This window comes from Promicromonospora sp. NPDC059942 (assembly GCF_042731755.1).
Classification (GTDB): domain Bacteria; phylum Actinomycetota; class Actinomycetes; order Actinomycetales; family Cellulomonadaceae; genus Promicromonospora.
The window spans coordinates 107,521-133,677 of the sequence record NZ_JBHWLR010000004.1 but is presented as its reverse complement, the minus strand read 5'-3'; the positions used below and the strand labels follow the sequence as shown (position 1 = coordinate 133,677).

20 protein-coding genes are annotated in these 26,157 nt (G+C 73.0%); 12 read left to right on the top strand and 8 right to left on the bottom strand.

The window, feature by feature from the left end:
• Positions 1 to 54: 54 nt before the first annotated feature.
• The 3 genes from ACFV9Q_RS07930 to ACFV9Q_RS07920 are packed head-to-tail and all read right to left on the bottom strand — an operon-like array spanning position 55 to position 6,057.
• Positions 55 to 2,253: a discoidin domain-containing protein gene (locus tag ACFV9Q_RS07930; RefSeq protein WP_377233942.1), complete on the bottom strand. Its 2,199-nt coding sequence runs from the start codon at positions 2,251 to 2,253 to the stop codon at positions 55 to 57.
• Positions 2,250 to 3,704, bottom strand: a complete 1,455-nt coding sequence (locus tag ACFV9Q_RS07925) for a DUF1996 domain-containing protein (RefSeq protein WP_377233941.1) — start codon at positions 3,702 to 3,704, stop codon at positions 2,250 to 2,252. The genes ACFV9Q_RS07930 and ACFV9Q_RS07925 overlap by 4 nt, the downstream gene beginning before the upstream one ends.
• A gap of 49 nt (positions 3,705 to 3,753) precedes the next feature.
• Entirely contained in the window at positions 3,754 to 6,057 is a 2,304-nt protein-coding gene (locus ACFV9Q_RS07920; protein ID WP_377233940.1) for a discoidin domain-containing protein, read from the bottom strand.
• 312 nt (positions 6,058 to 6,369) lie between these two features.
• Here ACFV9Q_RS07920 and ACFV9Q_RS07915 point away from each other — a divergent pair, with 312 nt between their 5' ends.
• Both ACFV9Q_RS07915 and ACFV9Q_RS07910 read left to right on the top strand, forming a co-directional pair.
• Positions 6,370 to 7,416 (top strand): LacI family DNA-binding transcriptional regulator, encoded by a 1,047-nt coding sequence (locus tag ACFV9Q_RS07915; protein WP_377233939.1) that lies wholly within the window; start codon positions 6,370 to 6,372, stop codon positions 7,414 to 7,416.
• 242 nt (positions 7,417 to 7,658) lie between these two features.
• Complete coding sequence (locus tag ACFV9Q_RS07910) at positions 7,659 to 8,597, top strand: glycoside hydrolase family 19 protein (RefSeq protein WP_377233938.1); 939 nt, start codon at positions 7,659 to 7,661, stop codon at positions 8,595 to 8,597.
• Between the two features lie 213 nt (positions 8,598 to 8,810).
• Here ACFV9Q_RS07910 and ACFV9Q_RS07905 read toward each other — a convergent pair whose 3' ends face one another.
• Positions 8,811 to 10,994 (bottom strand): hypothetical protein, encoded by a 2,184-nt coding sequence (locus tag ACFV9Q_RS07905; RefSeq protein ID WP_377233937.1) that lies wholly within the window; start codon positions 10,992 to 10,994, stop codon positions 8,811 to 8,813.
• 63 nt (positions 10,995 to 11,057) lie between these two features.
• Between ACFV9Q_RS07905 and ACFV9Q_RS07900 the strand changes: the two genes are divergently transcribed.
• Together ACFV9Q_RS07900 and ACFV9Q_RS07895 are read left to right on the top strand one after the other, a co-directional pair.
• Positions 11,058 to 12,113, top strand: a complete 1,056-nt coding sequence (locus ACFV9Q_RS07900; RefSeq protein WP_377233936.1) for an aldo/keto reductase — start codon at positions 11,058 to 11,060, stop codon at positions 12,111 to 12,113.
• Positions 12,114 to 12,314: 201 nt separating this feature from the next.
• A complete protein-coding gene (locus ACFV9Q_RS07895; protein WP_377233935.1) occupies positions 12,315 to 13,553 on the top strand; it encodes an NAD(P)/FAD-dependent oxidoreductase in 1,239 nt (412 codons plus the stop codon).
• A gap of 26 nt (positions 13,554 to 13,579) precedes the next feature.
• Here ACFV9Q_RS07895 and ACFV9Q_RS07890 read toward each other — a convergent pair whose 3' ends face one another.
• The gene (locus tag ACFV9Q_RS07890) at positions 13,580 to 14,329 is read right to left on the bottom strand and encodes a TetR/AcrR family transcriptional regulator (RefSeq protein ID WP_377233934.1); all 750 of its coding nucleotides are present in this window, start codon (positions 14,327 to 14,329) and stop codon (positions 13,580 to 13,582) included.
• Positions 14,330 to 14,433: 104 nt separating this feature from the next.
• On the opposite strand from ACFV9Q_RS07890, the gene ACFV9Q_RS07885 reads away from it, so the two are divergent.
• The 4 genes from ACFV9Q_RS07885 to ACFV9Q_RS07870 all read left to right on the top strand — a co-directional run bounded on the left by ACFV9Q_RS07885 (position 14,434) and on the right by ACFV9Q_RS07870 (position 17,564).
• Positions 14,434 to 14,997 (top strand): nitroreductase family deazaflavin-dependent oxidoreductase, encoded by a 564-nt coding sequence (locus tag ACFV9Q_RS07885; protein WP_377233933.1) that lies wholly within the window; start codon positions 14,434 to 14,436, stop codon positions 14,995 to 14,997.
• Between the two features lie 29 nt (positions 14,998 to 15,026).
• A complete protein-coding gene (locus ACFV9Q_RS07880) occupies positions 15,027 to 15,965 on the top strand; it encodes an NAD(P)-dependent alcohol dehydrogenase (protein ID WP_377233932.1) in 939 nt (312 codons plus the stop codon).
• 124 nt (positions 15,966 to 16,089) lie between these two features.
• A complete protein-coding gene (locus ACFV9Q_RS07875; RefSeq protein ID WP_377233931.1) occupies positions 16,090 to 16,758 on the top strand; it encodes a ThuA domain-containing protein in 669 nt (222 codons plus the stop codon).
• Between the two features lie 53 nt (positions 16,759 to 16,811).
• On the top strand, positions 16,812 to 17,564 hold the full coding sequence (locus ACFV9Q_RS07870; protein ID WP_377233930.1) for a hypothetical protein: 753 nt from the start codon (positions 16,812 to 16,814) through the stop codon (positions 17,562 to 17,564).
• A gap of 7 nt (positions 17,565 to 17,571) precedes the next feature.
• On the opposite strand, the gene ACFV9Q_RS07865 is transcribed toward ACFV9Q_RS07870, so the two are convergent.
• Together ACFV9Q_RS07865 and ACFV9Q_RS07860 are read right to left on the bottom strand one after the other, a co-directional pair.
• Positions 17,572 to 18,027, bottom strand: a complete 456-nt coding sequence (locus ACFV9Q_RS07865; RefSeq protein WP_377231604.1) for a tRNA (cytidine(34)-2'-O)-methyltransferase — start codon at positions 18,025 to 18,027, stop codon at positions 17,572 to 17,574.
• A gap of 143 nt (positions 18,028 to 18,170) precedes the next feature.
• Positions 18,171 to 19,142: a zinc-binding dehydrogenase gene (locus tag ACFV9Q_RS07860; RefSeq protein WP_377233929.1), complete on the bottom strand. Its 972-nt coding sequence runs from the start codon at positions 19,140 to 19,142 to the stop codon at positions 18,171 to 18,173.
• A 277-nt stretch (positions 19,143 to 19,419) separates the two neighbouring features.
• Here ACFV9Q_RS07860 and trpS point away from each other — a divergent pair, with 277 nt between their 5' ends.
• Positions 19,420 to 20,577, top strand: a complete 1,158-nt coding sequence (gene trpS, locus ACFV9Q_RS07855; RefSeq protein ID WP_377233928.1) for a tryptophan--tRNA ligase — start codon at positions 19,420 to 19,422, stop codon at positions 20,575 to 20,577.
• Between the two features lie 154 nt (positions 20,578 to 20,731).
• Here trpS and ACFV9Q_RS07850 read toward each other — a convergent pair whose 3' ends face one another.
• On the bottom strand, positions 20,732 to 22,654 hold the full coding sequence (locus ACFV9Q_RS07850; RefSeq protein WP_377233927.1) for a phosphoenolpyruvate carboxykinase (GTP): 1,923 nt from the start codon (positions 22,652 to 22,654) through the stop codon (positions 20,732 to 20,734).
• A gap of 201 nt (positions 22,655 to 22,855) precedes the next feature.
• Between ACFV9Q_RS07850 and ACFV9Q_RS07845 the strand changes: the two genes are divergently transcribed.
• The 3 genes from ACFV9Q_RS07845 to ACFV9Q_RS07835 all read left to right on the top strand — a co-directional run bounded on the left by ACFV9Q_RS07845 (position 22,856) and on the right by ACFV9Q_RS07835 (position 26,064).
• The gene (locus ACFV9Q_RS07845; protein ID WP_377233926.1) at positions 22,856 to 24,346 is read left to right on the top strand and encodes a helix-turn-helix domain-containing protein; all 1,491 of its coding nucleotides are present in this window, start codon (positions 22,856 to 22,858) and stop codon (positions 24,344 to 24,346) included.
• Between the two features lie 168 nt (positions 24,347 to 24,514).
• Positions 24,515 to 25,126: a hypothetical protein gene (locus tag ACFV9Q_RS07840; protein ID WP_377233925.1), complete on the top strand. Its 612-nt coding sequence runs from the start codon at positions 24,515 to 24,517 to the stop codon at positions 25,124 to 25,126.
• A gap of 200 nt (positions 25,127 to 25,326) precedes the next feature.
• Positions 25,327 to 26,064 (top strand): DUF2306 domain-containing protein, encoded by a 738-nt coding sequence (locus ACFV9Q_RS07835; protein ID WP_377233924.1) that lies wholly within the window; start codon positions 25,327 to 25,329, stop codon positions 26,062 to 26,064.
• Positions 26,065 to 26,157 lie beyond the last annotated feature (93 nt).

The following is a 26,157-nucleotide window of genomic DNA, read 5'->3' as shown; positions in this document are numbered from 1 at the left end:
CGTCAGACGCTCAGGTCCCTCGGGGGACCTGAGCGTCTGACATGTTCCACGTGGTTACGGGTAGCTCACCACCTTCGCCGGGATCGTCTCCGTGCCCGCCGCACGCGGGCCCACGCCGTTGATGACGTGCTCGTACGTGCCCACCCCGCCCAGCGACACGGTGAGCAGCGAGTGCATCCGCACGCCTGGCGTGACCGGCACCTCGAAGCCGTTGTCCGAGGTGATCGACGCGTCCGACGTGAACACGCAGTACGAGCCCAGGCCCCACGCCTCGTGCTGCGTCACGCCGTCCGCGACCTTGTACGCCGCCCAGCCCCGGACGCCGTCGTGGTTCCACGCCGCCTGGTTCGGCGGGTCGTACGGCAGCTCGTTCTGGTAGAAGATCGTGCGGCCGCGCTCCCCGGTCCACAGGGTGTTGTACTCCTGGTAGTGCTCGACGAAGAGCCCGTACCCGTCGACGTCGTCGCCGGTGACCACCAGGCCGTTCCGCGCCGTGTTCACGTCCCAGCCCACGCCGTCGCCGTGGTCGCCGCGCCAGGACCAGATGTGGTCCACGATCGTGTCGTCCGCGTTCACGACGATCGCCTGGTCCACCCGCCCGGCGTGCGCGCCGCCCACGCGGACGAACACGTCGTGCAGCGAGATCGGGTCGTCGGCGTGGTCCGCCGTCGATCCCGCGCTGCCGATGGTGAGCATCGACGGCGACTCCGCCGCGCCGGCGTCGAACAGCACGCCCGCCACGCGGACGCCGTCCACGTCGCCCACCCGCATCGCCGTCTGCCCGGCGGTCGGCACGATCGTGGCGTACCCGAGCCCGAGCACGACGGTGTCGGCGCGGTCCACCTCGATCGTCCCCGTCGTCTCGTAGATGCCGGGCGTGAGCAGCAGGTGCAGGCCCTGGTCCAGGGTCTGGTTGATCCGCGCGGCGGAGTCGCCGGGCCGGGCCACGTAGAACTGGTCCAGCGGGATCGAGGTGCCCGACGTCGTCCCGCCGTCCCAGGTCGCGCCGCGCGTGCCCGACCGGGCCGACGGCACGAACACCGCGTAGTCGTCCCCGTCGAGGTAGAGGTACGGCTTCTCGCGGATGGTGCCCGTGGTGTCCAGGGTGGTCACCGCGGGTTCCGGGAACGACGTCGGCGGGGCGTTCTCCACGCCGGAGAACACCATGTTCCACAGCGTCCCGGCCCAGCCGCCCGTGAGCGTCGAGTCGCGGGTGTACCACTGCTGCTGCGTCCAGGCGCGGACCTGCCCGTCGACCACGGAGTCGGCGATGTACCCGCCCGACGCCCAGCCGTACCGCGACGAGTGCAGCATGAGGTTGCCCTTGACGTGCACGCGGCGCATGGGCGCCGCCTGCGACACGGCCCAGCGCATGTCCCCGCCCGACGGCGTCACGGCCAGGTTCTCGACGGAACGCCAGAAGTTCTGCGTGGCGTTGCCCTCGAACCACTCCGCGTCGGCCCAGACGCCGCCGGTGATGTTCACGTCGTCCGGCCTCGTCCCCAGGCCGGAGATCGAGGTGTGGAAACCGGCGTTGACGTGCACCGGGTAGGTGCCCGGCTCGAACAGGAACTGGTGCCTCCCGTCGCCGAACTGGTCCGCCTCCTGCTGGTCGTAGACGGCGTCCACGGCCGCCTGGACCTGGGCCGTCGGGGTGTCCGGGCCGAAGACGTGCACGTTCGGCCCGAGGTCACCGCCGCCCGGGATCGGGTCGCCGGGCACGGTGCCGCCGTCGCCGGTGAACACCTTCAGCTCCCAGAGCGAGTAGCCGTACCCCGTGCCGCGCGCGGTGCCGGTCAGGCGCACGTACCGGCCTGACCCCGCGACGTCCAGCGACTGGTTGCCGCCGGTCCCGTTCGTCACGGTCTTCAGGGTGCGCCACGTGGTGCCGTCGTCGGAGGCCTCGATCCGGAAGTCCTTGCCGTACGCCGTCTCCCAGGCGAGCTCGACGCGGCACAGGTCCTGGACCGAGCCGAGGTCGACGCGGATCCACTGCGGGTCGGCGGCCGCGCTGCTCCAGCGGGTGCCGGCGTCGCCGTCCACGGCCGACGCCGGGCCGAACGGCCCCTCGGTGGACGACGCCGTCGCCGTCCGCCCGAGGGCCGCGTTCGTGGTGCCGCAGGCGGCCGCGGCCGCGCGGTCGGGGCCGGTCGCGGGAGCCGACGCGAGTGCCGGCGCGGCCGCCGCCGTCAGCGGCGCCGCCACGCAGGCCGCGACCGCCGCGGCCGCCAGCCAGACCCGGCCCGCTCTCATGAAGCCACCTCCTCACGTGCGGCCGTGGTCTCGGGCACGAGCTGGTAGTTCTCGTCGAGCACGGTGCCGCGGTGCGGCTTGTAGAGGTCGTAGCCGCGCGGGTTGCACTGCAGGCCGCCGTTGATGCAGTGCTCCACGAGCCGGCGCAGCACCTCGGGGTCCCAGGCGTTCACGAAGTCGTAGTGCCACGACTGGTCGGACCCGCTCACCAGCGCGACGTCGGACATGTCGCCGCTGACGGGCCACGCGATCTTGAACTCCAGCATCGGCACGGCCACGGGGTGGCTCATGGGGCACTGCCCGGCCTCGGGGTACGCCATGTGCGAGCCGTGGCCCATGTGTGCCGACTCCTCCGGCGTCAGGTGCATCCCGTCCCAGCAGCTCGGCGCCTGGTACCGGATGTTGAGCTGGGTGCCCTCGGGGCAGCGGGCCGGGATCTCCCAGCTCTTGGAGATGTCGCCGCACTCCCAGCCCTCGACGGCGCCCGGCGCGGTGCGGAACTCGTCGACCGTCGCCATCATGTCGCCGGTGACGAACTGGAGGCCCTCCGGGAACGGCACCACGTCCTCGTAGTCGTCGATGCCCGACTTGTAGTAGACGGTCATCGGGATGTTCGGCTCGACCGGCACGCCGCCCTTGGTGATGGCGGGGAACCAGTAGGCCGAGTGGTCCTGTGGCACCGTGCAGGTGCTCTCCGGCATCGCGTTCAGGCTCGTCGGCGTGGTGAACGCGTCCGTCGAGCGGTTCCCGATGAACGTGTGCAGGTGCGACCGGCCCGGCTGGTTCGGGTACACGATCGAGTCGTCGGGCAGGAAGTGCGAGAAGGTGCAGTTCGCCTGGAACTCGTGGTGCGTCACCTCGTCGCCGGGGAACGGCGGCGGGTCCTCCGGCCCGCCGGCCTCGCCGTCACCGAACACCTGGAACTCCAGGAGCGAGTAGCCGTAGCCGGTGCCGCGGGCCGTGCCGACGAGCTGCACGTAGCGGCCGGTCGCGGTGATGTCGTAGACCTCGGTGCCGCCGGTCCCGGCGCCCTCGGTCACGACGGTGGTCCAGTTCTGGGCGTCGGCGGAGACCTGGAGCGTGAACGCCGCGCCGTACGCGGCCTCCCACTCCAGGGCGACGTGGTCCAGCGCGTACGACCGGCCCAGGTCGATCCGGATCCACTGGTCGTCCGTGGGGGCGCTGGCCCAGCGGGTGGTGCGGTCGCCGTCGACCGCGAACCGCGGCCCGAGTCCACCCGACTCCGAGCTGGACGCCGCCGTGAGCGCACCCTGCGAGAGCAGGGTGTTCGGATCGGCGACGGCGGTGGTGGCGCCGATGGCGCCCGCCGCGCTCAGGGTCGAGGCGAGCAGTGCGGTGGCGGCCAGGCCGCCCATGATCCGGGGTGTCAGGCTGCGAGGTCTGACGCCGCCGGGTGTGCGGCCGCGTGGCGTGCTGAGTGCTGTGCGCATGGTTCCTCCTTCGATGGTGGTGTGCCTTGCTGACCCGTCACTGCCGTGCTCACTGCTGGTAGACGCCGACCTCGTACAGGGAGTAGCCCCACTCCGTGCCGCGCTCGGTCAGGTTGAGCCGCACGTACCGGCCGGTGCCGGTCACGTCCAGGCTGTCGACGCCGCCGTTGCCGCCCGTCACCGTGCGGACCGTGGTCCAGGCGTTCCCGTCGTTCGATGTCTGCACCTGGTAGGACTTGCCGTACGCCGTCTCCCAGACGAGCTGGACGTGGTCGAACGACTGCACCGAGCCGAGGTCGACCTGGTACCAGGCGGTCGGGCCCCACTCGCTGGCCCACCGCGTGGTGGCGTCGCCGTCGACGGCGCGGCCGGGCGTCCAGTCGCCGTTCCACGGGTCGAAGCTGGAGGCCGTGGCGGTCTTGCCGCGCGCGATGTTCGTCCCGTCCACCGGGGGCGCGACGACGCGGAACGACCGGGTCTCCACGCCCACGTTGCCGTGGCCGTCCTCGGCGAACACGTAGACCTTCCAGACGCCGAGCATCTCCGGCGCCGTGACCCGGAACGTGCCCGGGGCCGTCTGCGTGAACTGCGCCTGCGCGATGCCGCCCGCGTTGTTGACGTACTTGCTGTTCAGCATCACGTTGGCGTCGATCGGGTCGCCGTCGGGGTCGGTCACGTCCACGCTGACCGTGAACTCCTCGCCCGCGGCGACCGCCGTCGAACCCGCCACGTTCATCGCGGTGATGCGCGGCGGGGTGTTCATGCCCGAGGTTTCGACGCCCCAGGCCCGCGCGATCGAGTAGTAGCCGAGACGCTTGTTGTCGCCCGGGAGGACGTTGAACCACACGCCGCCGAAGTCGCCCTCGATGCCGTAGTGGAAGAACGTGGCGCCCAGCGCGACGCCGTCGTGCTCCCGCAGGCAGCGCCAGGAGTCCACGTACGCCTGCTCCTTCTCCAGGTCGGTCGGCTCGTCGGGGACGCCGTTCGCGTCGTCCGGCACCTCCCACTCACCGGCCGCGCCGCCCTCGGTGATGATGTACGGCCGGTCGTAGCCGCCGGCCTCCCATGCCGCGGGCACGTTGCACAGGTCGCCGTACGCGTTGACGGAGAGCAGGTCCAGGTCCGGGGCGTTGCGCTCGATGTACGGCCAGGCGCCGACCCACGCGTCGGTGCTGGTGGTCGGGTGCTTCGGGTCGGCCTGGTGGACCGCCACGCTCACCTCGTTGACGAAGGCCGCGTACGCGTTGCGGATCGCCTCCAGCTCGGCGCCCGAGTAGCAGTTCTGCAGGCCCAGCAGCGACTCGTTGCCGATGTTCCACATGAGCACGCCCGGGTGGTCCTTGTACGCCGCGACCTGGGCCAGGATGTCGGCCTTCGTGGTCGCCTTGTAACTCGTGTCCGTGCGGTAGTCGATGCAGCCGCCGGATCCCGGACCGCCGCCGGGCAGCAGCCAGAAGCCCATCACCACGCGGACGTCGTGCGCCGCCGCCGAGTCGAGGAGCTGGCGGGTGTCCGCCCCGGTGCCCCACGTGCGGATCGTGTTCGCGCCCATGGCCGTGAGGGTCGGCATGTAGTGGTCGGCCGTGCTGAACGCCGGGCCCCACGTGAAGCCGCGGACCGTGTACGGCTGCCCGTCCACCTCCAGGTCCCAGTCGCCGGCGCCGCCCACCACCTCGACGGTGCTGGCCCCCGAGTCCCGCACCGGGACGTTCGGGTGGCCCGGGTTCACGTAGGCCGGGTCGCCCGGGTCGCCGGGATCGGTGCCGCCGCCCGCCTCGCCGAAGACGCGCAGCTCCCACAGCGAGTTGCCGTACCCGCCCGAGCGCGCGGTCGAGAGCAGCCGCACGTAGCGAGCGGTGCCGTCGACGTCGAACGTGTCGGTGCCGCCGTCGCCCGAGGTGGTCGAGTACACCGTCGACCAGGACGACCCGTCGGCCGAGACCTGGAACTGGTAGCTCTTCGAGTACGCCGACTCCCAGACCAGCTCCACGTGGTCCAGCGTCGCGGAGCGACCCAGGTCCACCCGGATCCACTGCGGGTCGCTGAACTCGCTGGCCCAGCGCGTGCCCAGGTCGCCGTCGACGGCGGCGCTCGCGGGCGTGTAGTCGGGGTTCTCCACGGAGGAGGCTGTGGCGGGCCGGCCCTGCGACAGCAGGACCGGTTCCGCCTGCGCGGCGGCGGGCGCAGGTGCAGCGGGCGCAGGTGCCGCGGGTGCCGGCGCGGCAGGTGCCGAGGCGGCGGGCACGACGAGTGCCGCCGCGGCCAGCAGGCCGGTCGCCAGGGCGGCGGCCCCGGCGCGCGTGCGGCGCCTGAGCCTGGTCGCGCGTGCGCCGGGTGATCCGGTGGTGGTCATGGGTCTTCCTCTCCGTCCGCTCGTCGGCGGCCAGGTGCGGCGGCCGGGGCGCGGTTCGTCGTTGAGCCTGCGCTCGCGACGCGCCGGTGCGCCGCGAGTTGGGAGAGCGCTCTTACGCCGCCCATCCTTGACCTGTTCTTGGCGGAGCGTCAAGGCCTGGCCGAGGAGACTTCACCTGGTTTTATTTGCGTTTTCAAGGCTTTTGGCGCGCTCGGATCGGCTTTGATATTGACGCCGGACGGCGCGACATCCCTTGCATCTCATCCGCCCAAGCTCCCTCGGAGAGCGCTCTTACTCTGTTACCGTCGGCCTGTGAGCAAGGATCTGCGGCGTGCGGCGCCGACCCTGGAGGACGTGGCGAAGGTCGCCGGTGTCTCTCGCGCGACCGTGTCCCGCGTGATCAACGGCAAGCGCAAGGTGGCGCCCGCGGTCCAGGAGGTGGTGCTGGAGGCGGTCGCCGAGACGGGTTACGTGCCCAACCGGGCGGCGCGCTCCCTGGTCACGCGCCGCACGGGCACGGTGGCCGTCGTCATCTCGGGTGCGGACGCCGACCCCGAGGGCGAGCTCGACCTGTCGGGCGTCTTCTCCGACCCGTTCTTCGGCCGGGTCGTGGGGTCGCTCGTGCGGACGCTCCGGCCGCACGACGTGCACCCGGTGCTGATGTTCGCCGACGACGCGCAGACCCGGGGGCAGGTCACGTCCTACCTGCGGTTCGGCAACGCGGACGGTGCCCTGCTGGTCTCCACGTACGCGGACGACCCGCTCCCCGAGGAGCTCATCGGCACCGGCCGGCCCATCGTGCTGTTCGCGCGGCCCGGCCACGCGATCCCGGCGAGCTACGTGGACCTGGCCAACGCCGACGGTGCCCGCATGGCCGCGAACCACCTGCTCGACCGCGGCTGCCGCACGCTCGGCGTGATCTCCGGGCCGCTCGACGTCCCGTCCGCCCGGGACCGGCTCGACGGCTTCCGCGACGCGGCGGCCCGGCGCGGGCACGCCTTCGTCCCCAGCGTGGCGGGGTCGTTCACGTTCGAGAGCGGGGAGTCGGCCATGGCCGAGCTGCTCGCCGCCGCGCCGGGCATCGACGGCGTCTTCGTCTCGAACGACCTGATGGCCCAGGGCGCCATCCACGTGCTCCAGTCGCAGGGCCGCCGCGTCCCCGACGACGTGGCGATCGTCGGGTTCGACGACAGCCCCGTGGCCGTGCAGACCCGCCCCCGGCTGACGACGGTGCGGCAGCCCGTGGAGAAGATGGCGGAGGAGATGGCGCGGATGCTGCTGGAGCAGATAGACGCCGACGAGCCGGCTGTCCGCTCGGCGATCTTCGAGCCGATCCTGGTGGTCCGTGACTCGGCGTGAGGGGCGCTCAGGTTGGCCGGGGACCGACTTCGGTCGGTTGCTCTGAGATCGGTCAATCGGCCGACCGATCTCAAGACACCCGACCGATCTCGCGTGGCTCGGCGCTCCCATGGGGCCCAGCACGTACGGGTCGCGTGTGTGGGAATCCCTCACGACCGGGCTGGGCGCACCTTGCTAGGTTCCTGAACAAATCGGTCGTCGGTGTCGACGACGGCCCAGGACCCGAAGCGAGGTGGTTCCCCGTGAGAGCTCGTCGCGTACCGCTCTTTGTCGCAACCCTTGTCGCCGCACTCCTGACGACCGGGGTCGTCGCAGTCCCCGGCTCGGCTGCCACCGCGGGCGGCTCGGCCGCACCCGCCGCGGTCGCCGACTGCAGCGCGCCCGCCTGGAGTGCCGGCGCCGTCTACGTCGGCGGCAACCTCGTCACGCACGCCGGCGCCTCGTGGCGCGCCAAGTGGTGGACCCAGGGTGAGACGCCCGGCACCACCGGCGAGTGGGGCGTCTGGGAGCGGGTCGGCACCTGCGACGGCGGCGAGCCGCCGGTCGACCCGCCCGGCACCGACGACTTCCCGGTCAGCCAGGCCCAGTTCAACTCGTTCTTCCCCAACCGGAACTCGTTCTACACCTACGCGGGCCTCGTCGACGCGCTCAGCGCGTACCCGGGGTTCGCCAACAGCGGCAGCGAGACCGTCCAGAAGCGTGAGGCCGCGGCGTTCCTCGCCAACGTCTCGCACGAGACCGGCGGGCTGGTCCACATCGTCGAGCAGAACACGGCGAACTACCCGCACTACTGCGACCGGAACCAGCCCTACGGCTGCCCGGCCGGCACCGACCAGTACTACGGCCGCGGACCCGTCCAGCTCAGCTGGAACTTCAACTACAAGGCCGCCGGCGACGCCCTCGGCATCGACCTGCTGAACAACCCGAACCTGGTCTCGACCAACTCGGCGATCGCCTGGAAGACCGGCCTCTGGTACTGGAACACCCAGAACGGCCCCGGCACCATGACGCCGCACAACGCCATCGTGAACGGCGCCGGGTTCGGCGAGACGATCCGGAGCATCAACGGCTCCATCGAGTGCAACGGCGGCAACCCGGCCCAGGTCCAGAGCCGCGTGGACACCTACCTGCGCTTCACGAGCGCCCTGGGCGTCGACCCGGGCGGCAACCTCTACTGCTGACCCGCTGACCCACCGGGGTCAGATCCGTTGACCACAGCAGCTGCTGCCAGGAGCACGTCCGTTCTGGCAGCAACCGCTGTGGTCAACACCCGGGTTACGACGACGCCGCGCGGCGTCGAGCAAGAGAGCGGGCGAGGAGAGCGCGGCGACTAGGTTCATCCAGGAGTGAGAAGGAAGCCGCCGCATGGCCTCGCCCGGGCGACACCCTAGACGTCAGGCGGGCACCAGGTCGAGCAGGTTCTGGGGCGTGACCACGCGGGAGCCGGTCGGCAGGTCCTCCGGGGCGCCGAACCCGAGATACGTCACCGGCCCGGCGCCCTGCGGCACCTCGTGGTGCACCTTCACGCCGTCGGCCCGCAGCAGGTCCACCAGGTAGCGCACCGTGAGGTAGCGGCGCGCCGCGATGTCCCGGACCAGCGTCGTCGTGGTGACGCGGTGCGCCTCGACGGTGTTGTAGCTCGGCCGGCCGCGCAGGTTCAGGTGCAGCCAGAGCGCCTCCCAGCCGTCGTCGGCCCGCAGGAAGGCCGCCGGGACCGCGACCTTGCCGGAGCCGGCCAGGTCGGACTTCAGGCGGACAGTCGCCGGCTCGAACGGCAGCCCGGCCTGTGCGACGTCGCGGCTCATGAACCCGAAGAAGCCCTCGGCGACCTCGTCGAACCGCTCGCCCGAGTACACGTGCACCTCCGGCACGACGACGTCCCGCCGGATCCCGGAGAGCCTGACGTCGACGAACTCCGTCGCGCCGTCAGGGGCCTCGGTGAGGTCGCCGGAGTGCACGAAGCCGCCGCCGCGCAGCCGGGTCCACGAGACGTGCTCGGCGTCGGCGAAGTCGCGGTCCAGCAGCAGGCACGAGAGGTCGAGGTCCGTGTCCGTGCTCCGCTGCCGCCAGTGCACGAAGAACCGCAGCAGCTCACCGGTCACCCGGGTCCGCGAGCCGCGGGGCAGCACCCCGGCGCCGTCGGGCCGGGAGCGTGCGGACAACGGGAGCGCAACGTCGAGCAGGTCCGGGTCGACCACCAGCTCGTCCGGCCGAGGCACCCGGCGGAGCACCTCGGCGTCGCAGGCCAGGGCCAGCGCCGTCAGGGCGTCCGCGGGCAGGTCCGGGCGCTCGTCGGGCACGGCCCACGCGCCGCCCTGCCGGTTGACGAAGACCCGCCGGCCAGCGCCCGGCCGCCCCGTGCCCTGCCGCGTGTCGGCAAGACGCCGGTTCGCCAGGTGCTCGCGCAGCCCGAGGACGACCCGGCCGGACACCCCGGGCAGCGCCCGCTCGACGGCGTCGGCCACGGCGGCCGCCTCGACGTCGTCCGCCGCGGAACGCAGCAGGTGGTCCGCCCGCCGCACGAGCGTGCCGGGCGCCGCGGCGAGCAGCCGCAGCGCCTCCGCCCGGGCGCCCGAGGCGAGCGAGCGCTCGACCCGGGCGGCCAGGGACGGCGCGTCCTCGTCGCCCCGGGCGACGGCGAACACCCGGGCGGCCGACGGCAGGCCTCGGTGCTCGTGCGGGTGCAGCCGCTCGCTGAGCCGCTTCCACGCCTCCCGGTGCGCGGCGACGTCGCCGAGCTTCGCGGGCGACGCCGCCACGACCGCGTCGAGCGTGCCCAGCAGCACGCGCCGTACCGGACGCGGCAACGACCGGAACCGCGTCGCGGTCTCCAGTGTCACGTCCCCGCCGGACAGCGCGCAGGCCAGCCGCAGGACGTCGGTGACCGTGTCGGCCTCGGGCTCCCGCCCGTAGAGCACGTGCGTGGCGTTGACGATCGCGCGCGCCGTGCGCGTCGGTACCGCCGCGGGCTGTCCCATGCCGCCGCAGTGCTGGGCCAGCAGCGCGAGCGCGGCGAGATCGGCGTCGGACAGCGGGGTGGTGCTCCCCGCGAGGTGGAGGTAGAGGCGGTGGGCCTCCTCGTCGAGCGTGCCGCCCACGTCGAGCACCGTGCGCCGGTCGCCGAGCGCGGGCACGAACGCGTCGTGCGCCGTCACCATCTCCTCGTAGGTGTGCTGGTACCGGCCGTAGCGGGGCAGGGCCAGCAGGTTGATCCCGCAGCTCGCGGCGAAGGCCTCGACGGCACCCGGGACCTCCTGCAGGGCGTCCCGGAGGCAGGACACCCAGAAGTCCAGCGTGTCCGGCACGTTCTGCGGGAAGTCCTGGAAGTACGTGTTGTGCTGCACGTGGGCGCCGAGCGCTTCGTGCACGACGGCGAGGGTCTGCACCGCCACCAGCCGCGCGTCCTGCGGCGCCAGGGTGCCCAGGTAGCTGAGCAGCCGACCCGACGCCTTGTAGCCCGAGGTCAGGAGCACGGCGTCGAACCGGCGGGCGACCGAGGCGGCGTCACCGGACGAGACCGCGGTCAGGGGGACGCGCCACGTCCGGCGGACGACCAGGTCGAAGATCTGCGCAGACATGACGCGCATCATGGCAGGGAACGGTGGTCCGGGCGGACAGGTTTCCCGTGCCACGATGGCCGTATGCCTCTCGCATCCCGGTACCTCGCAGCAGAGGACCGTTACGACACCATGCAGTACCGCCGCACCGGCCGCTCGGGTCTTGACCTGCCCGCGCTGTCCCTGGGGCTCTGGCACAACTTCGGCGACACCAGCCCGTTCGAGACGCAGCGCGCCATCCTGCGCCGCGCGCTCGACCTGGGCGTCACGCACTTCGACCTCGCGAACAACTACGGCCCGTCCTACGGCGCGGCCGAGGCGAACTTCGGCCGGCACCTCGCCGCCGACCTCAAGCCGTACCGCGACGAGCTGATCCTCTCCACGAAGGCCGGCTACGACATGTGGCCCGGCCCCTACGGCGACCACGGCTCGCGCAAGTACCTGCTGGCCAGCCTCGACCAGTCGCTGACCCGGATGGGTGTCGACTACGTCGACGTCTTCTACCACCACCGGCCCGATCCCTCGACGCCGCTCGAGGAGACCATGGGCGCGCTCGCCTCCGCGGTCCAGCAGGGCAAGGCGCTGTATGTCGGCGTCTCCAACTACTCGCCGGCGCGCACGCGTGCCGCCGCCCGCATCCTCGGCGAGCTGGGCGTCCCGCTGCTCATCCACCAGCCCTCCTACTCGATGTTCAACCGGCACATCGAGAACCCCGCCCACGAGGACGGGTACGACGGGGTGCAGAGCGAGTCGCTGCTCGACGTCGTCGGCGAGCTGGGCGTCGGGACCATCGTGTTCTCCCCGCTGCAGCAGGGCCTGCTGACCAGCAAGTACCTTGCCGGCGCCGCCCCGGCCGGGTCCCGCGCGGCCCGCTCCGACTCGCCGTTCCTCTCGGACCGGGCCCTCACCGAGGACTACCTGGGCCGCGCCAAGGCGCTCAACGACATCGCCGCGGGCCGCGGGCAGACGCTCGCGCAGCTCGCGCTCGCCTGGGTGCTCCGGGACGAGCGCGTCACGTCGGCGCTCATCGGCGCGTCGTCGGTGGCGCAGCTCGAGGACAACGTCGCGGCGCTCGCGGCGGGCCCCCTGACCGCGGACGAGATCGCGGCGATCGAGCCCCTGGCGCGCCCCCTGGGCTGACGCCTCGGCACTGCCGCTCGACGCCGTCCGCCCCGGGCGCCACGCCCGGGGCGGGCGGCGTCGGCCGTTCCACACCCCGCGTTCCGCCGCACTTCACGGAACCGTCGCGCCGAATCGACCGGCGCGGCGGACGATGGGGGAGTCCGCCGCTCGACGGGGAGGGGTACTGGGGGTACTGCACTCGCGAGAAGGAGCACCAGCGTGACGGAAACCAAGTCCGCGATCGTCGTCGGGGCCGGCATGGTCGGCCTGTCCACCGCCTGGCACCTGCAGGAACGCGGCGTGGAGGTGACGGTCCTCGACCGGCGCGGCGTCGCGTCCGGCTCCTCGTGGGGCAACGCCGGCTGGCTCACCCCGGGCATGGCGATGCCGCTGGCCGACCCGTCGCTCTGGGCCTACGGGCCGAAGGCGATGCTCGACCCCGACGCCGCCCTCAGCGTCCCGTTCCGGTTCGACCGGGCGCTCTGGGGCTTCCTCGCCCGGTTCATGTCCCACGCGACGCCCGGCGCCTGGCAGCGCGCGATGGCCGCCCTCACCCCGATCGACCGCATGGCGCTCGAGGCGTACGACGAGCTGGAGGCCGGGGGCGTGCACGCGACGTCGTACGCCAGGCCCTGGGTGGTCGGGTTCGAGCAGGAGCGGGAGTCGCGTCCGTTCGTCCACGAGCTGCGGTCGGTCGCGAAGGCCGGCCAGGAGATCAGGCTGTCCCGGGTGCCCGACGGCGTCCGCGTGCCCCACCTCTCCCGGGAGGTCCGGTCGGCGTGGACCCTGGAGGGGCAGCGGTACATCGAGCCGGGGCCGTACGTGGAGGCGCTGGCGACGTCGGTCAGCGCGCGGGGCGCGAAGGTGCTCACGGACGCTCGGGTGACGGACGTCCGGACCCTGCCGGACGGCGGGTCCGAGGTCGACGTCGCCGGTCGTGACCCGCTGCGGGCGGACGCCGTCGTGGTCGCCACGGGCGCGTGGCTCCCGGACCTGACCCGGCGGCTCGGCGTGCGCACCCGGGTGCAGGCGGGGCGGGGGTACTCGTTCAGCGTGCCCGTGTCCGGACCGCCTATCGACCACCCGGTCTACTTCCCGGCCCGCCGCGTGGCCTGCACCCCGTACCAGGGGCGGCTGCGGGTCGCCGGGACCATGGAGTTCCGGGGCCCCGACGAGCCATTCCAGCCCCGGCGGATCAAGGCCATCGTGAACTCGGTGCGCGGCCTCTTCGAGGGCGTCGACCTGGACTCCCGCGAGGACGAGTGGGTGGGCTCCCGGCCGGTGACGCCGGACGGGCTGCCGCTGGTGGGCGCGACGGCGGCACCCGACGTCTACGTGGCCGGCGGCCACGGCATGTGGGGCATGGTGCTGGGCCCCGCGACCGGCCGCGCGCTGGCCACGCAGATCACGACGGGGGAGACGCCGGAGGAGATCCGGCCGTTCGACCCGCTGCGCTGACCCTCCGGTGCCGGGCGCCGGCGACGTCAGGCCGCGCGCCCGGCCAGCCGGTCGAGCCCGTCCAGGATCAGGTCCAGCCCGAACTCGAACTCGGTCTGGTCGTCGCACCAGCCCAGGGTGGCGCCCGGCTCGTCGTGGGCGACCTCGGCCAGCATCTCGACCATGTGCGGCACCTGGTCGGCCATCTGCTGGAGCATTGCGGCGGCCTCGTCGTCGGCGCCCTCCCGGGCGCCGCCGCCGGCGGCCGAGCCCGCAGTGGCGCCGTCGGGCTCGAAGAGTTCCTGGGAGAACCCGAACGCCCGGCTGCCCAGGGCGTGCATCGCGTGGTGCACCAGGTCCCAGGAGAAGCCGCCGCGGCGCATCAGCCCGAGGAGCGAGTCGCAGTACCGGACGATGTGCAGGCTGAAGGACGTCCGCGTCTCCAGGACGGTCGACGCCCAGGGGTGGCGCAGCAGCACCGTGCGCGCCGTGAGGATCTGCCGGCGCATCGCGGGCTTCCAGGCGGACGGCGGCGCGTCGTCGGGGAGGGGGTCGAGCAGGGCCACCGCGTCCTGGATCTCCGCCGCCACGACGTCCACCACGCCGTCGAGCAGGTCCTCCTTGTTGGCGACGTGGTGGTAGATCGACATCGCCTCGATGCCGAGCTCGCGGGCCAGGCTCCGCATGGTGAGCGCGCCGAGACCCTCCCGGTCCGCCAGGGCGACCGCCGACTCCAGCACCCGGGCACGGGTCAGGGTGGTGCGCGGTGGCGTGCCGGTCGTCTGCGGGGAAGTCATGGTCTCGCGATCCTACGTCTGCGGACCCTTGACGGGGCCTCGTGCCAGTCCTACCTTACGTTGTAAGGCTTACGCCGTAAGTCTCGTCCGGAAGGCGGTGCGTCATGTGGACCTGGATCCTGTGGGTTGTGGGGACCCTCCTCGTGCTGGGGCTCGCCGCGTTCGCGGCGCTGGTGCTGGTCATGCGGACCAAGAACCGGCGTGGGCTCGCGGTCGTCCGGCGGTTCAACCGGAGGGTCACCAACCGCCGGACGCTGCGGGACGCGGGGGAGCCCGGTTCGTCCAACGATCTGATCCGCCATGTCGGGCGCAGGTCCGGGGTGCGGTACGCGACGCCGATCGGCGTGTACCGGATGGACGACGACTTCCTCGTGTACCTCCCGTACGGCACCGGCGTGGACTGGCTGCGGAACGTCCGGGCGGCCGGCTCGGCGGAGCTGCGGGTCGACGGGCAGAGCTACGTGGTGACCCCGGAGATCATCGAGCCGGCCGCGGCGCTGCCCTACCTGACTGCGGTGGATCGGCGGGTCGCACGGCTCTTCAAGGTCACCGACTTCCTCGCGCTGCGGCGCGTGGTGACCGGCTCGGGCGGCGCGGCCTCCGCGGCGGCCGCTGCCGGCCAAGACGGACCGGCCGCCGCCCGCGACGGAGCGGGCGCCGCGCCGTGAGGGCGGTGGTCCGCGACCGGTACGGTCCTGTGGACGTCCTGCGGGTCGCCGCCGTCGAGCAGCCCGAGCCGGGCCCGGGCGAGGCGGTCGTCCGGGTCGCGGCCGCCTCGCTGAACACGGCTGACCTCGACCACTTGCTCGGCCGCCCGCGCGTCGCCCGCGTGGCCACGGGCCTGTTGCGGCCGACTAACCGGCGGGTCGGCCTCGACGTCGCAGGGACGGTCGAGATGGTCGGTACGGACGTGACCGGTCTGCGCCCGGGCGACCGCGTCTGGGCCGACCTCTTCGACAGCGGGCACGGCGCGCTGGCCGACCGGGTGTGCCTCCCGGCGTCCGCCCTCTCCCCGCTCCCGGATCAGGTCCCGTTCGAGGACGCGGCCACCGTGCCGCACTCGGGCTCGCTCGCCCTGCAAGGTCTGCGCGCTGCCGGGCCGATCCGGCCGGGGGAGCGCGTGCTGGTCAACGGCGCGGGCGGCTGCGTGGGGCCGTTCGCGGTGCAGATCGCGAAGGCTCGGGGCGGGGAGGTCACCGCCGTCGACCACGGTGACAGGCTGGCGCTGCTCCGCGAGCTGGGTGCGGACGAGGTGATCGACTACCGCGAGGAGGACGTCACGCGCTCCGGCCGGCGGTTCGACGTGGTGCTGGACATCGCCGACACCCGGTCCGTCGCGGCGGTCCGCCGCTGCCTGGCGCCGGGCGGCCGGTACGTGCTGATCGCGCGGCGGATGGGCTCGTTCGCGGAGAAGGCGCTGCTCGGCCCGGTCGTCGGCGCGTTGACCGGCACCCGGATCGGCACCTTCGCCTGGCACCCGAACCGCCGCGCCGACCTGGACGAGCTCGCGGGGCTGCTCGCCTCGGGCGCCGTGCGCCCCAGGATCGACCGCCGCTACGCCCTCGACGACGGAGTCGAGGCCTTCCGCCGGCTGGCTTCGGGCGAGTCGCGAGGCAAGCTCCTGGTGCTCCCGTAGGTGGGGCCGTCGAGCGTAGGGCTGGTCGCTTTATGAGCACTGTAGGAGCGACGAAGCCTACGTTCGGCGTCCGCCGCCCGGCGCCGGCGCCGCGTCGGTGTGTCGCGATGGCAGGATCGGGCGCATGACGCAACGCCGCATCCTCATCCTCTCCGGCCGTGGACGTTACGAGGACCCCTGGCACGACCACGCGGCGACGTCGCACGTGGCGGCCGGGATCCTCGGTGAGCTGGGGGCCGTCGAGGTGCGCGGGCTGTTCCGCCACGCGCTGGACGACCTGGACTCCGTGGACCTGCTGGTCGTCAACGGCGGGACGGGCCGCCGGGATGCCGACTTCGACGGGTCCGACGACGACTGGCGACCCGTCCACGACCGGCTGTCCGCCTGGGCGCGGGCCGGGGGCGCCGTGCTCGGGCTGCACCAGGCGGCGAACACCTTCTACGACGCGCCCGACTGGGAGGCGGTGCTCGGCGGACGCTGGATCCCGGGCGAGTCGATGCACCCGCCGATCGGCACCGCCCGCTTCGAGCTGACTATCGGCCACCCCCTCACCGAGGGCCTGAGCGTGGTCGAGGCCTTCGACGAGCGGTACTGCCGGCTCCGCGTCGCCCCGGAGACACGCGTGCTCGGCACCACCCTGGACGACGACGGCGCCCCGCACCCGGTCCTGTGGGTCAACGAGGCGCACGGCGGCCGCAGCGTGTACTCGGGGCTCGGCCACGACGTCCGCTCGTTCGCCTCGGCGGGGCACCAGGACCTGCTGCGCCGCGCGGGGTCCTGGCTGCTGGCGTAGGCCGGCGGCACCCGCTTGACCTCAACCGTCGTTGAGGTTGTTGGCTGGGCCGCATGGAGATCATCAGCATCGACACGGTGACCCGCTCGATCGCCGAGACGGCCGCGTACTACGAGACGGTCCTCGGCCTGCCGGTCAGCAAGGAGATCGGCGCGGTCGAGGTCACCGTCGGGCGCACGGTCCTGCGCTTCCGCGAGGACGCCGACGCCGCGGGCGACCAGCACTACGCGTTCCTGATCGACGACGCGCGGTTCGACGCCGCCCGCGCGTTCCTGGCGGCGGGGCCCGGTCTGCTGAGCGACGGCGACCGCACGGAGTTCGAGGCGCAGGCCGCCTGGAACGCGCGGTCGCTGTACTTCCCGGGGCCGGACCGCTCGGTCCTGGAAGTCATCGCGCGCCGTGATCTCCCCCGAGACCTGGGTGCCGGGCGCGGCGCGGGAGCGAAGGCCTCGAGCCCGCACGCCCCCGGCACCCAGCCAAGCCCGTCGGAACCGTTCGGGCCGGACGACCTGCTGTCCGTGAGCGAGGTGGGCATCGCGGTGCCCGACGTCGTGGGCACCGCCGACCGGCTCACCGAGGCCGGGATCGGCCGCTACCCGACCGGGTCGGCGACGTTCAGCCCGGCCGGGCACATCGACGGCATGCTCATCCTGGTCAGCGTGGGCCGCAACTGGTTCCCGACGTCGGACCGCGTGGTGGGCGAGCCGCCCGTGACCGTGGTCGCGCAGTCGGGACCGTCGAGCCCCGGCGTCGTGCCCGGCCGGTACGAGCTGGCCCCGGGCCGGGTACTGGTGGTGCGGCCGTAGCCGAACCTCACGCCCCCTCGGCGAACCCTGCCTGCCGCCATACCTCGTACACCGCGATCGACGCCGCGTTGGTCAGGTTGAGCGACCGGCGGCCCGGCAGCATCGGGATGCGCAGCTCGTCGGTGACGCGGGGGTGCTTGAGCGCCTCGGGCGGCAGCCCGGTGGGCTCCGGACCGAACAGCAGCACGTCGCCCGGCCGGTACTCGACGTCGGTGAAGCGCGTGGTCGCGCGGGTCGTGAACGCGAACACCCGGGCCTCGGGCAGCGCATCGAGGGCCGCGTCGAGCGACGGGTGCACGTCCATGACGGCGAGGTCGTGGTAGTCGAGGCCGGCGCGCTTCAGCTTGGCCTCCGACAGGTCGAAGCCCAGCGGTTCCACGAGGTGCAGCCGCGCTCCCGTCACGGCGGCGAGCCGGATCGCGGACCCGGTGTTCCCGGGGATGCGTGGCTCGAAGTAGACGATGTGGGCGAGGGGATTCTCGGGCGGCGCGGGGGCGTCAGACGGATGCGGCACGGGACCATTCTCGCTGCCGGACGGCGGGGCGTCGTCCTCGCCGTCCGGCAGCGCGGCCGCACCGTCCGGCAGGCCCGCCGGGCAGCGCCTCGTCAGACCAGCAGCAGCGACTTGCCGACCGTCCGGCGCTCGGCCAGCGAGGTGTGGGCGGCCGCGGCGTCGGCCAGGGGGAAGGTTGCGCCGATGGCGGGCCGCACCCGGCCCGCGGCCGCCAGGTCCAGCACCTGCGTCAAGAGGGTGCGGACGAGCTCCGGGGCCGGCGGGCCGCCCGCGAGCTCGTTGATCACCTCGATCCGGCGCTGCTCGGCGACCAGGGGATCGACCGCGGTGAACTGACCGCTGGACGTGCCGTAGGTGACGAACCGCCCGCCGTCGGCCACGGTCTCGAAGACCTCTGCGCCGAGGGCGCCACCGGCGCCGTCCAGCGCCAGCGCGACGCCGGGGCCGCCGGTCGCCGCACGCACCCGCTCCGTCCAGCCCGGCTCCGTGTAGTCGACGGAGACCTCCGCGCCCAGCTCGCGGGCCAGGCTCAGCTTGGCGTCGCCGCGGGCCGCCGCGACCACCCGCGCGCCGGCGTCGCGCAGGATCTGCACCGCCAGCGAGCCGGCGCCGCCCGCCGCCGCCGCGACCAGCACCCAGGGCGCCCCGTCGGCGCCGGCCGGAGCGTGCCGGGTCAGTCGCAGCGCGGTCACGCCGTCGGTCATGAGGGCCGCGGCCTCGGTCAGGCCCAGGCCGTCCGGCACGGGCACGACGTCGCCGAGGTCCGCGGCGACCAGCTCCGCGTAGCCCGGCCCGTGGACGACGACCGGGCGCCCGACCCAGGCCGCGTCCACCCCGCTCCCGACCGACTCGACCCGGCCTGCCCCGCCGGTCCCGGGGACGTAGGGCGGCCGCAGCGGGAAGATCTCGCCGCCCCATCCGCCGCGCAGCAGGGTGTCGAGAAAGATGACGTCGGCCGCGACCAGCCGTACCACCACCTGGCCCGGGCCTGCGACCGGGTCCGGGACGTCCCGGGCGACCAGCACCTCGGGCCCGCCGAACTCGTGTACCTCGATGGCCCGCATGTTGCTCTCCCTCGCCCCGGCCGGCCCCTGTGGCCCGCCTCGGACGGCCACGCTAGAACCTCAACCAAGGTTGAGAGCAAGGCGCGGTCCCTTGATCGCCGCCGCGCCCCCGCCTACCCTGGCCACATGACGCACGGGCTGAACTGGTGGCGGCTGCACCCGCAGCCGTGACCTGACGCGCCCACCCGCACAGAAGTCCCGAGCTGCCCGCCGCAGCCCGGGACTTTTCTGTGCCCGACGTCGTGCGCGGGCGGCTCCCTGACCGAGGAGACCCAGCATGTCCATGACCCTGCCGCCCGAGGCGGCCCCGACGTCGTCCGCCCCTGGCGCCCTGCTCGACCTCGACGCCGCCCGCGAGAAGCGCAGCACCACCCGCTCCGCGGCGGCGGCGCGCGAGCGCACCGCCGTGCTGGAGGACCGGATCGCCCGAAACCCGGGGGAGTACCGGGTGCTCACCGGCGACCGTCCCACCGGAGCCCTGCACCTGGGGCACCTGCTGGGCACGGTCGCCAACCGCGTGCGCCTCCAGGACCTGGGCGTCGAGGTGTTCCTCATCGTCGCCGACTACCAGGTCATCACCGACCGCGACGACGCCGGCGACCTGCACGCCACGGTCCGCGAGGTGCTGCTCGACTACCTCGCGGCGGGCCTCGACCCCGCGCGCAGCACCGTCTTCACGCACTCGGCCGTGCCGGCCCTCAACCAGCTCCTGCTGCCGTTCCTGTCGCTGGTCACGGTGTCCGAGCTGGAGCGCAACCCCACGGTGAAGTCGGAGGCCGAGGCGGCCGTGCTGCGGCAGAAGCGCGGCATCTCGGGCCTGCTGCTCACCTACCCGGTCCACCAGGCCGCCGACATCCTGTTCTGCCACGGCAACCTGGTGCCGGTCGGCGTGGACCAGCTGCCGCACCTGGAGATCACCCGGACCGTGGCCCGGCGGTTCAACCAGCGGTACTCGGCCGCCCGCCCGTACTTTCCGGAGCCGGACGCGCTCATCGCGCCGTCGACCACCGTGCTCGGCAGTGACGGCCGCCGGATGTCCAAGTCGCGCGGCAACGCGCTGGAGCTGCGGGCCTCGGAGGACGACACGGCCACCTTCTTCAGGCGTGCGAAGACCGACGCGGAGCGCACCATCACCTACGAGCCGGAGCGTCGGCCGGAGATCGCCAACCTGCTCCAGATCGGCGCGTACTTCACCGGGACGTCGCCCGAGGCCCTTGCCGAGGAGGTCGGCGCGGCGGGCGCCGGGCGGCTCAAGGCGGTGGTCACCGAGGCGGTCGTGGAGGGCCTGCGCCCCCTCCGTGCCCGACGCCGGGAGCTCGCCTCCGCCGGCCCGCGGTACCTGGACGAGGTGCTCGCCCGGGGCAACGCGCGGGCGAACGAGATCGCGGACCGCACCCTGGACGACGTCCGCGGGCTGATGGGGATGCGCTACTGAGCGCACGGTCCACAGGCCTGTGGACGAACACGCCTGTGGACAAAGGAGATCCCCGGCCGGGATGCCTCAATAACCCGGCCGGGGAAATCTGTTCGGACGGCCGACGGCGCGACGGGTAGCCACCCGAGAAGGTCGCGCCGTCAGCCGCCCGAGATCATCGGGCCAGACGCTCCCGCAGGGCGTCGAGCTGGGCGCGCAGCGCCGTCGGCGTGTGGTCGCCGAACCGGTCGAAGAACTCCTCGGTCAGGTCGGCCTCGGCCTGCCACGGCGCGGTCGGCACGTCGAAGAGCGCGGCCATGTCGGCGTCGGGCACGTCGATGCCGTCCAGGTTCAGGGTGCCGGGCGCGGGCAGGCTGCCCACCGGCGTGGCCACGGAGGTGTCCTCGCGCAGACCGCGGCCGGCCTCGACCTGGCCCACGATCCACTCGATCACGCGCGAGTTCTCGCCGAACCCGGGCCACAGGAAGCGGCCGTCCTCGCCCCGGCGGAACCAGTTGACCTGGAAGATCCGCGGGCGCTTCGACTCCTCGATGCCCGCGCCGACCTCCAGCCAGTGCGCCCAGTGGTCGGCCATGTTGTAGCCGCAGAACGGGAGCATCGCGAAGGGGTCGCGGCGCAGCTCGCCGAGCGCGCCCTCGGCGGCGGCCGTGCGCTCCGAGGAGATGGTGGCGCCCATGAACACGCCGTGCTCCCAGCCGAACGACTCCGCCACGAGCGGCACGTTGCTGGCGCGGCGACCGCCGAAGACGATCGCGTCGACCGGCACGCCCGCCGGGTCCTCCCAGGTGTCCGCGATGGTCGGGCACTGCGCGGCGGACACGGTGAAGCGGGAGTTCGGGTGCGCCGCCGGGGTCTCGGAGTCCGGCGTCCAGTCGTCGCCCTGCCAGTCGGTCAGGTGCGCCGGGGGCTCGGCCGTGAGGCCCTCCCACCAGACGTCGCCCTCGTCGGTCAGCGCCACGTTGGTGAAGATGGTGTCGCGGTCGAACGTCGCGACGGCGGTCGGGTTGGTGTCGACGCCGGTGCCGGGCGCGACGCCGAAGAAGCCGGCCTCCGGGTTGATGGCGCGCAGCGTGCCGTCGGGGCCGGGGCGCATCCACACGATGTCGTCGCCGAGGGTCTCGACCTTCCAGCCCGGGATCGTGGGCTGCAGCATCGCGAGGTTCGTCTTGCCGCACGCGCTCGGGAAGGCGGCGGCCAGGTGGTACTGGCGCTGCTCGGGCGAGGTGATGCGGATCAGCAGCATGTGCTCGGCGAGCCAGCCCTCGTCGCGCGCCATCGCCGAGGCGATCCGCAGCGCGAAGCACTTCTTGCCGAGCAGGGCGTTGCCGCCGTAGCCGGAGCCGTACGACCAGATCTCGCGGCTCTCCGGGAAGTGCACGATGTACTTGGTGTCGCTGCACGGCCAGGCCACGTCCGCCTCGCCCTCGGCCAGGGGCGCGCCCACCGAGTGCACGGCGGGGACCCACTGCTGGCCGGCGTCGATCAGGCGCAGGATCTCGTCCGAGACGCGCGTCATGACGTGCATGGAGACGACGACGTAGGGCGAGTCGGTGAGCTCGATGCCCACCTGCGAGATGGGGCCGCCCACCGGGCCCATCGAGAAGGGCACCACGTACATGGTGCGGCCCTTCATCGAGCCCTCGAAGACGCCCTCCAGCTCCGTGCGCATGTCGGCGGGCGCCACCCAGTTGTTCGTGGGGCCGGCGTCCTCCTCGTCCTGCGAGCAGATGAAGGTGCGCGACTCGACGCGGGCGACGTCGGCCGGGTTGGAGCGCGCCAGGTACGAGCCCGGCCGCTTCTCCTGGTTCAGGGCGACGAGCGTGCCCGCGGCCAGCATCTGGTCGATGAGGCGCTGCTTCTCGTCGGCCGAGCCGTCGCACCAGACGATCTCGACCGGCTGCGTGAGCTCGGCGACGCGGGCGACCCAGTCGCGCACGTCCAGGCCTTCGGCAGCGGGGATGCCGTTCGCGGCCGTGGACGCCGAGGTGTCTGCCGTGGTGGAGTCCTGACCGATGGTCACGTCGGCCACGAGCTCGGCGACGAGCCGGGTTCGGCGGGGGTTCGCGAGGACGGACATGTGCGCTCCGATCGTCAGACTGCGGGCCACGGTGGCGGGCTTGTTTCCACCTTCACGTGCGGATCGCCCCGAATTCCAGCCCGTGGCCTGTCAAGAATCGCCGATCTTCACGTAGTGTGAAGGAGCGGGTTCCTGCTGGCCCGTCCCGGGCAGCGACCGGGTGAAAGCGACCGGGTGAAGTGACAACGAGCGGAGGGCGACATGCCTGCCGGAGGCGAGCCGACGTCGTCGGGCACCGAGACGGACCTGATCACCCTGGGCCGCCGGATCCGGCACCTGCGCACCGCGCAGGGGCTCACCCTCGACGCGCTCGGCGAGAAGGTGGGCTCGGCGCCGAGCCTGCTGTCGCTCGTGGAGAACGGCCGGCGCGAGCCGCGGCTCGGGCTCCTGCGGTCGATCGCGGAGGCGCTCGGCGTGCCGATGGGCGAGCTGCTGAGTGCCGAGCCGCCGTCGCGCAGGGCCGCGCTGGAGATCGCGCTCGACCGGGCGCAGCGCGGCCAGCTGTTCACCACCCTGGGCGTGCCCGCGGTCAAGCCCAGCCAGAAGCTGCCGATGCCGGTCCTGGAACAGCTCGTGGGCCTGCACGACGAGCTGGCCCGGCGCGAGCAGATGGCGATCGCCACGCCCGAGGAGGCGCGGCGGGCCAACACCGAGCTGCGCCTGGAGCGGGAGGCCCGCGACAACCACTACCCGCAGTTCGAGGCCGTCGCGGAGCAGATGGTCAAGGCCGCCGGGTACACGGGCGGCGCGCTGACGCACCGCACGGTGGCGCGGATGGCGGAGCAGATGGGCTTCACGCTGCTGCATGTGGGCGACCTGCCCCGGTCCGCCCGCTCGGTGACCGACCTGCGCAACGGGCGCATCTACCTGCCCCCGGCGTCGACCCCGGGCGGGCACGGCCTGCGGTCGCTCGCGCTGCAGGCGCTGGCGCACCGCGTCCTGGAGCACGACCGGCCGCGGTCCTACGGCGAGTTCCTGCGGCAGCGCGTCGAGATCACGTACTTCGCCGCCGCGTGCCTGGTGCCGCAGTTCGTGGCCGTGCCGTTCCTCCAGGAGCGCAAGCGGGAGCACGACCTCGCGGTCGAGGACTTCCGCGACGCCTTCGGCATCACGCACGAGGCGGCCGCGATGCGGCTCACCAACCTCGCGACGCACCACCTCGGCATCCCGCTGCACTTCCTGCGCGTGGGGGCCGACGGTGCGCTGTTCCGCGGCTACGCGAACGACGGCCTGCCGTTCCCGCAGGACGTCACGGGCGCCATCGAGGGACAGCTCATCTGCCGGCGCTGGGCGGCGCGCGAGGCGTTCGAGCGGCGCGACCGCGCCACCGAGTTCTACCAGTACACCGACACCCCGGCCGGGACGTTCTGGTGCTCCACCCAGACGGGGTCGACGTCGCCCACGGGCGGGCCTGACGGCGGCTCGGGCGCGTTCTCGATCACCGTGGGCGTGCCGTACGCGCACGCCAAGTGGTTCCGGGGGCGGGACACGCAGGTCCGCCGCGCCTCGACCTGCCCGGACCCGGCCTGCTGCCAGCGCCCGTCGCCGGAGCTCACCGACCGCTGGTCGGGCGAGGCCTGGCCGTCGGGGCGCATGCACCAGCAGATCCTCGCGGCCCTGCCGCGGGGCGCGTTCCCCGGCGTGGACGACGCCGAGGTGTACACGTTCCTGGACAAGCACGCCCCGGACTGACCCCGTGTCGGACCTACAGGCCCCTCGGACGACCTGTGCGTCTGACACGCACGTATGACCTTCCCGTCAGGTCGTCGGCGCGGCGTCGGGTTAGCGTAGGCGACCGTGGCATCGAACCTGGCTTGCATCGGACTGGACGTCTGGCGACGTAGCGAATTTCGCGACCTGGTGGCCTCGGCACGTGCCGAGGCGGAGACCATCGCCAAGGACGGCGAGGTCGGCGTGCACATCTGGACCGACGCGTCCGGCGCCCGCCTGATCATCACCACCGAGGGCGACCTCGTGCGGGTCGTCACGCCCACGTTCTACGCCGCGCCCGGCGCCATCCTCTCCGAGCCGCAGGCGGTCGACGGCGGGCTGGTGCTCGCCGAGCTCGTGAACCAGCACGACGAGGTCATCACCGAGATCGCCTGCCAGCTCGAGGAGCTCGCCCTGCTGGGCACCGCGGAGGCCCCCGTCACGGGTCCGGCGTCGATCGTCGTGCTCGGCAACTCCGTCCAGGTGATCGGGCGGGCCGACGCCGACGTGACCGGCCTGGTCTTCGAGCCCACCGGCGCGTACGCCGCGTCGACCGACGCCGTCGCGCACCTGACCGGCGTGGTGCTCGCGATCGAGCAGCGCTCCGTCGCCCGCACCGGCCAGGACTTCACCGCCGCCCGTGTGCAGACCGACGGCTTCCAGGTCACGCTCTGCCACCCGGCCGGCCAGCCGGCGCTCACCGTCGGCGACGTCGTCGAGGTGGACGGGTACGTGGTGGCGTCGCTGCCGGAGCTGCGCTGACTCCTGCGGGACGCACCTCCCTTTTCGGGACGCACCTCCCCTTTGAGGCCCGGGTTTCTTCGCTTTGTGTCGGCTCCAAACGAAGAAAACCGGGCCTCAAAAGGGACCAAGCTCCGTCCGCGCGCGGTAGGGATGTCCCTACCGGGGCCGGTGGGTGTACCGGCTGGGGCGACCCGCGCGCCCCTTCGTACGGTCTATGCATGGCATCTGACCTGCACAAAGACGTTTCCGCGCCGGGCGTCTCCGCCGTCCCCGCGCGTTCCACGGCCGGTCGCCGCACGTGGTGGCGGCGGCCGTGGGTGGCGTTGCCGGCGGTGGTCGTCCTGGCCTTCCTCGCGTTCTCGCTGCCCCGGTACCTGAGCCTCGACCCGGGGCAGTCCCTCGTGCCGTCGACGTTCCCCGGGCACTACGTGCTGCTGGTGTCCCACATCGGCTTCGCGACCGTGGCGATGACCACGGGCCTGTTCCAGGCATGGCCCTGGTTCCGTCGCAAGTTCCGCGTGGCGCACCGGCGCCTGGGGCGGGTGTACGTGTTCGGCGGTGTCCTTCCCGCGTCGGTCCTCGCCGGCGTCATCGGCGCGGCCTCGCCGTTCGGGCCGATGTCGGCGGTGAGCCACGTCTTCCTCGCCGTGCTGTGGTTCTCGTGCACGGTGGCGGGGATCGGGGCGGCCCGCCGACGCCGGTTCGACACCCACCGCGAGTGGATGGTGCGCAGCTACGTGCTCACGATGTCGATCATCACGAACCGGTTGTGGCACTTCGTGTGGATGCCGGTCCTCGGGCCTCAGGTGGACACCTGGTTCCAGGGCAGCGAGGTAGCGATGCTGCAGACCGAGATGGCCCTGACCAACTGGCTCGGCTGGACGGTGCCGCTGGTCGTCGCGGAGGCGTTGCTGATCCGCCGTCGGGCGGTGAGCCGTCGTCGGACCGCTCGCTGATCTCCCCTTTGAGGCCCGGGTTTCTTCGCTTTGAGCTACCTCAAAGCGAAGAAACACGGGCCTCAAAGGGGGGGAGGGAGCGCCAGACGGCGC

Bases quoted from the DNA above. Each gene is read 5' to 3' on its own strand.
- ACFV9Q_RS07930 (WP_377233942.1), bottom strand. From the start codon at position 2,253: ATGAGAGCGGGCCGGGTCTGGCTGGCGGCCGCGGCGGTCGCGGCCTGC.
- ACFV9Q_RS07925 (WP_377233941.1), bottom strand. From the start codon at position 3,704: ATGCGCACAGCACTCAGCACGCCACGCGGCCGCACACCCGGCGGCGTC.
- ACFV9Q_RS07920 (WP_377233940.1), bottom strand. From the start codon at position 6,057: ATGACCACCACCGGATCACCCGGCGCACGCGCGACCAGGCTCAGGCGC.
- ACFV9Q_RS07905 (WP_377233937.1), bottom strand. From the start codon at position 10,994: ATGTCTGCGCAGATCTTCGACCTGGTCGTCCGCCGGACGTGGCGCGTC.
- ACFV9Q_RS07900 (WP_377233936.1), top strand. From the start codon at position 11,058: ATGCCTCTCGCATCCCGGTACCTCGCAGCAGAGGACCGTTACGACACC.
- ACFV9Q_RS07890 (WP_377233934.1), bottom strand. From the start codon at position 14,329: ATGACTTCCCCGCAGACGACCGGCACGCCACCGCGCACCACCCTGACC.
- ACFV9Q_RS07885 (WP_377233933.1), top strand. From the start codon at position 14,434: ATGTGGACCTGGATCCTGTGGGTTGTGGGGACCCTCCTCGTGCTGGGG.
- ACFV9Q_RS07875 (WP_377233931.1), top strand. From the start codon at position 16,090: ATGACGCAACGCCGCATCCTCATCCTCTCCGGCCGTGGACGTTACGAG.
- ACFV9Q_RS07870 (WP_377233930.1), top strand. From the start codon at position 16,812: ATGGAGATCATCAGCATCGACACGGTGACCCGCTCGATCGCCGAGACG.
- ACFV9Q_RS07860 (WP_377233929.1), bottom strand. From the start codon at position 19,142: ATGCGGGCCATCGAGGTACACGAGTTCGGCGGGCCCGAGGTGCTGGTC.
- trpS (WP_377233928.1), top strand. From the start codon at position 19,420: ATGTCCATGACCCTGCCGCCCGAGGCGGCCCCGACGTCGTCCGCCCCT.
- ACFV9Q_RS07850 (WP_377233927.1), bottom strand. From the start codon at position 22,654: ATGTCCGTCCTCGCGAACCCCCGCCGAACCCGGCTCGTCGCCGAGCTC.
- ACFV9Q_RS07845 (WP_377233926.1), top strand. From the start codon at position 22,856: ATGCCTGCCGGAGGCGAGCCGACGTCGTCGGGCACCGAGACGGACCTG.
- ACFV9Q_RS07835 (WP_377233924.1), top strand. From the start codon at position 25,327: ATGGCATCTGACCTGCACAAAGACGTTTCCGCGCCGGGCGTCTCCGCC.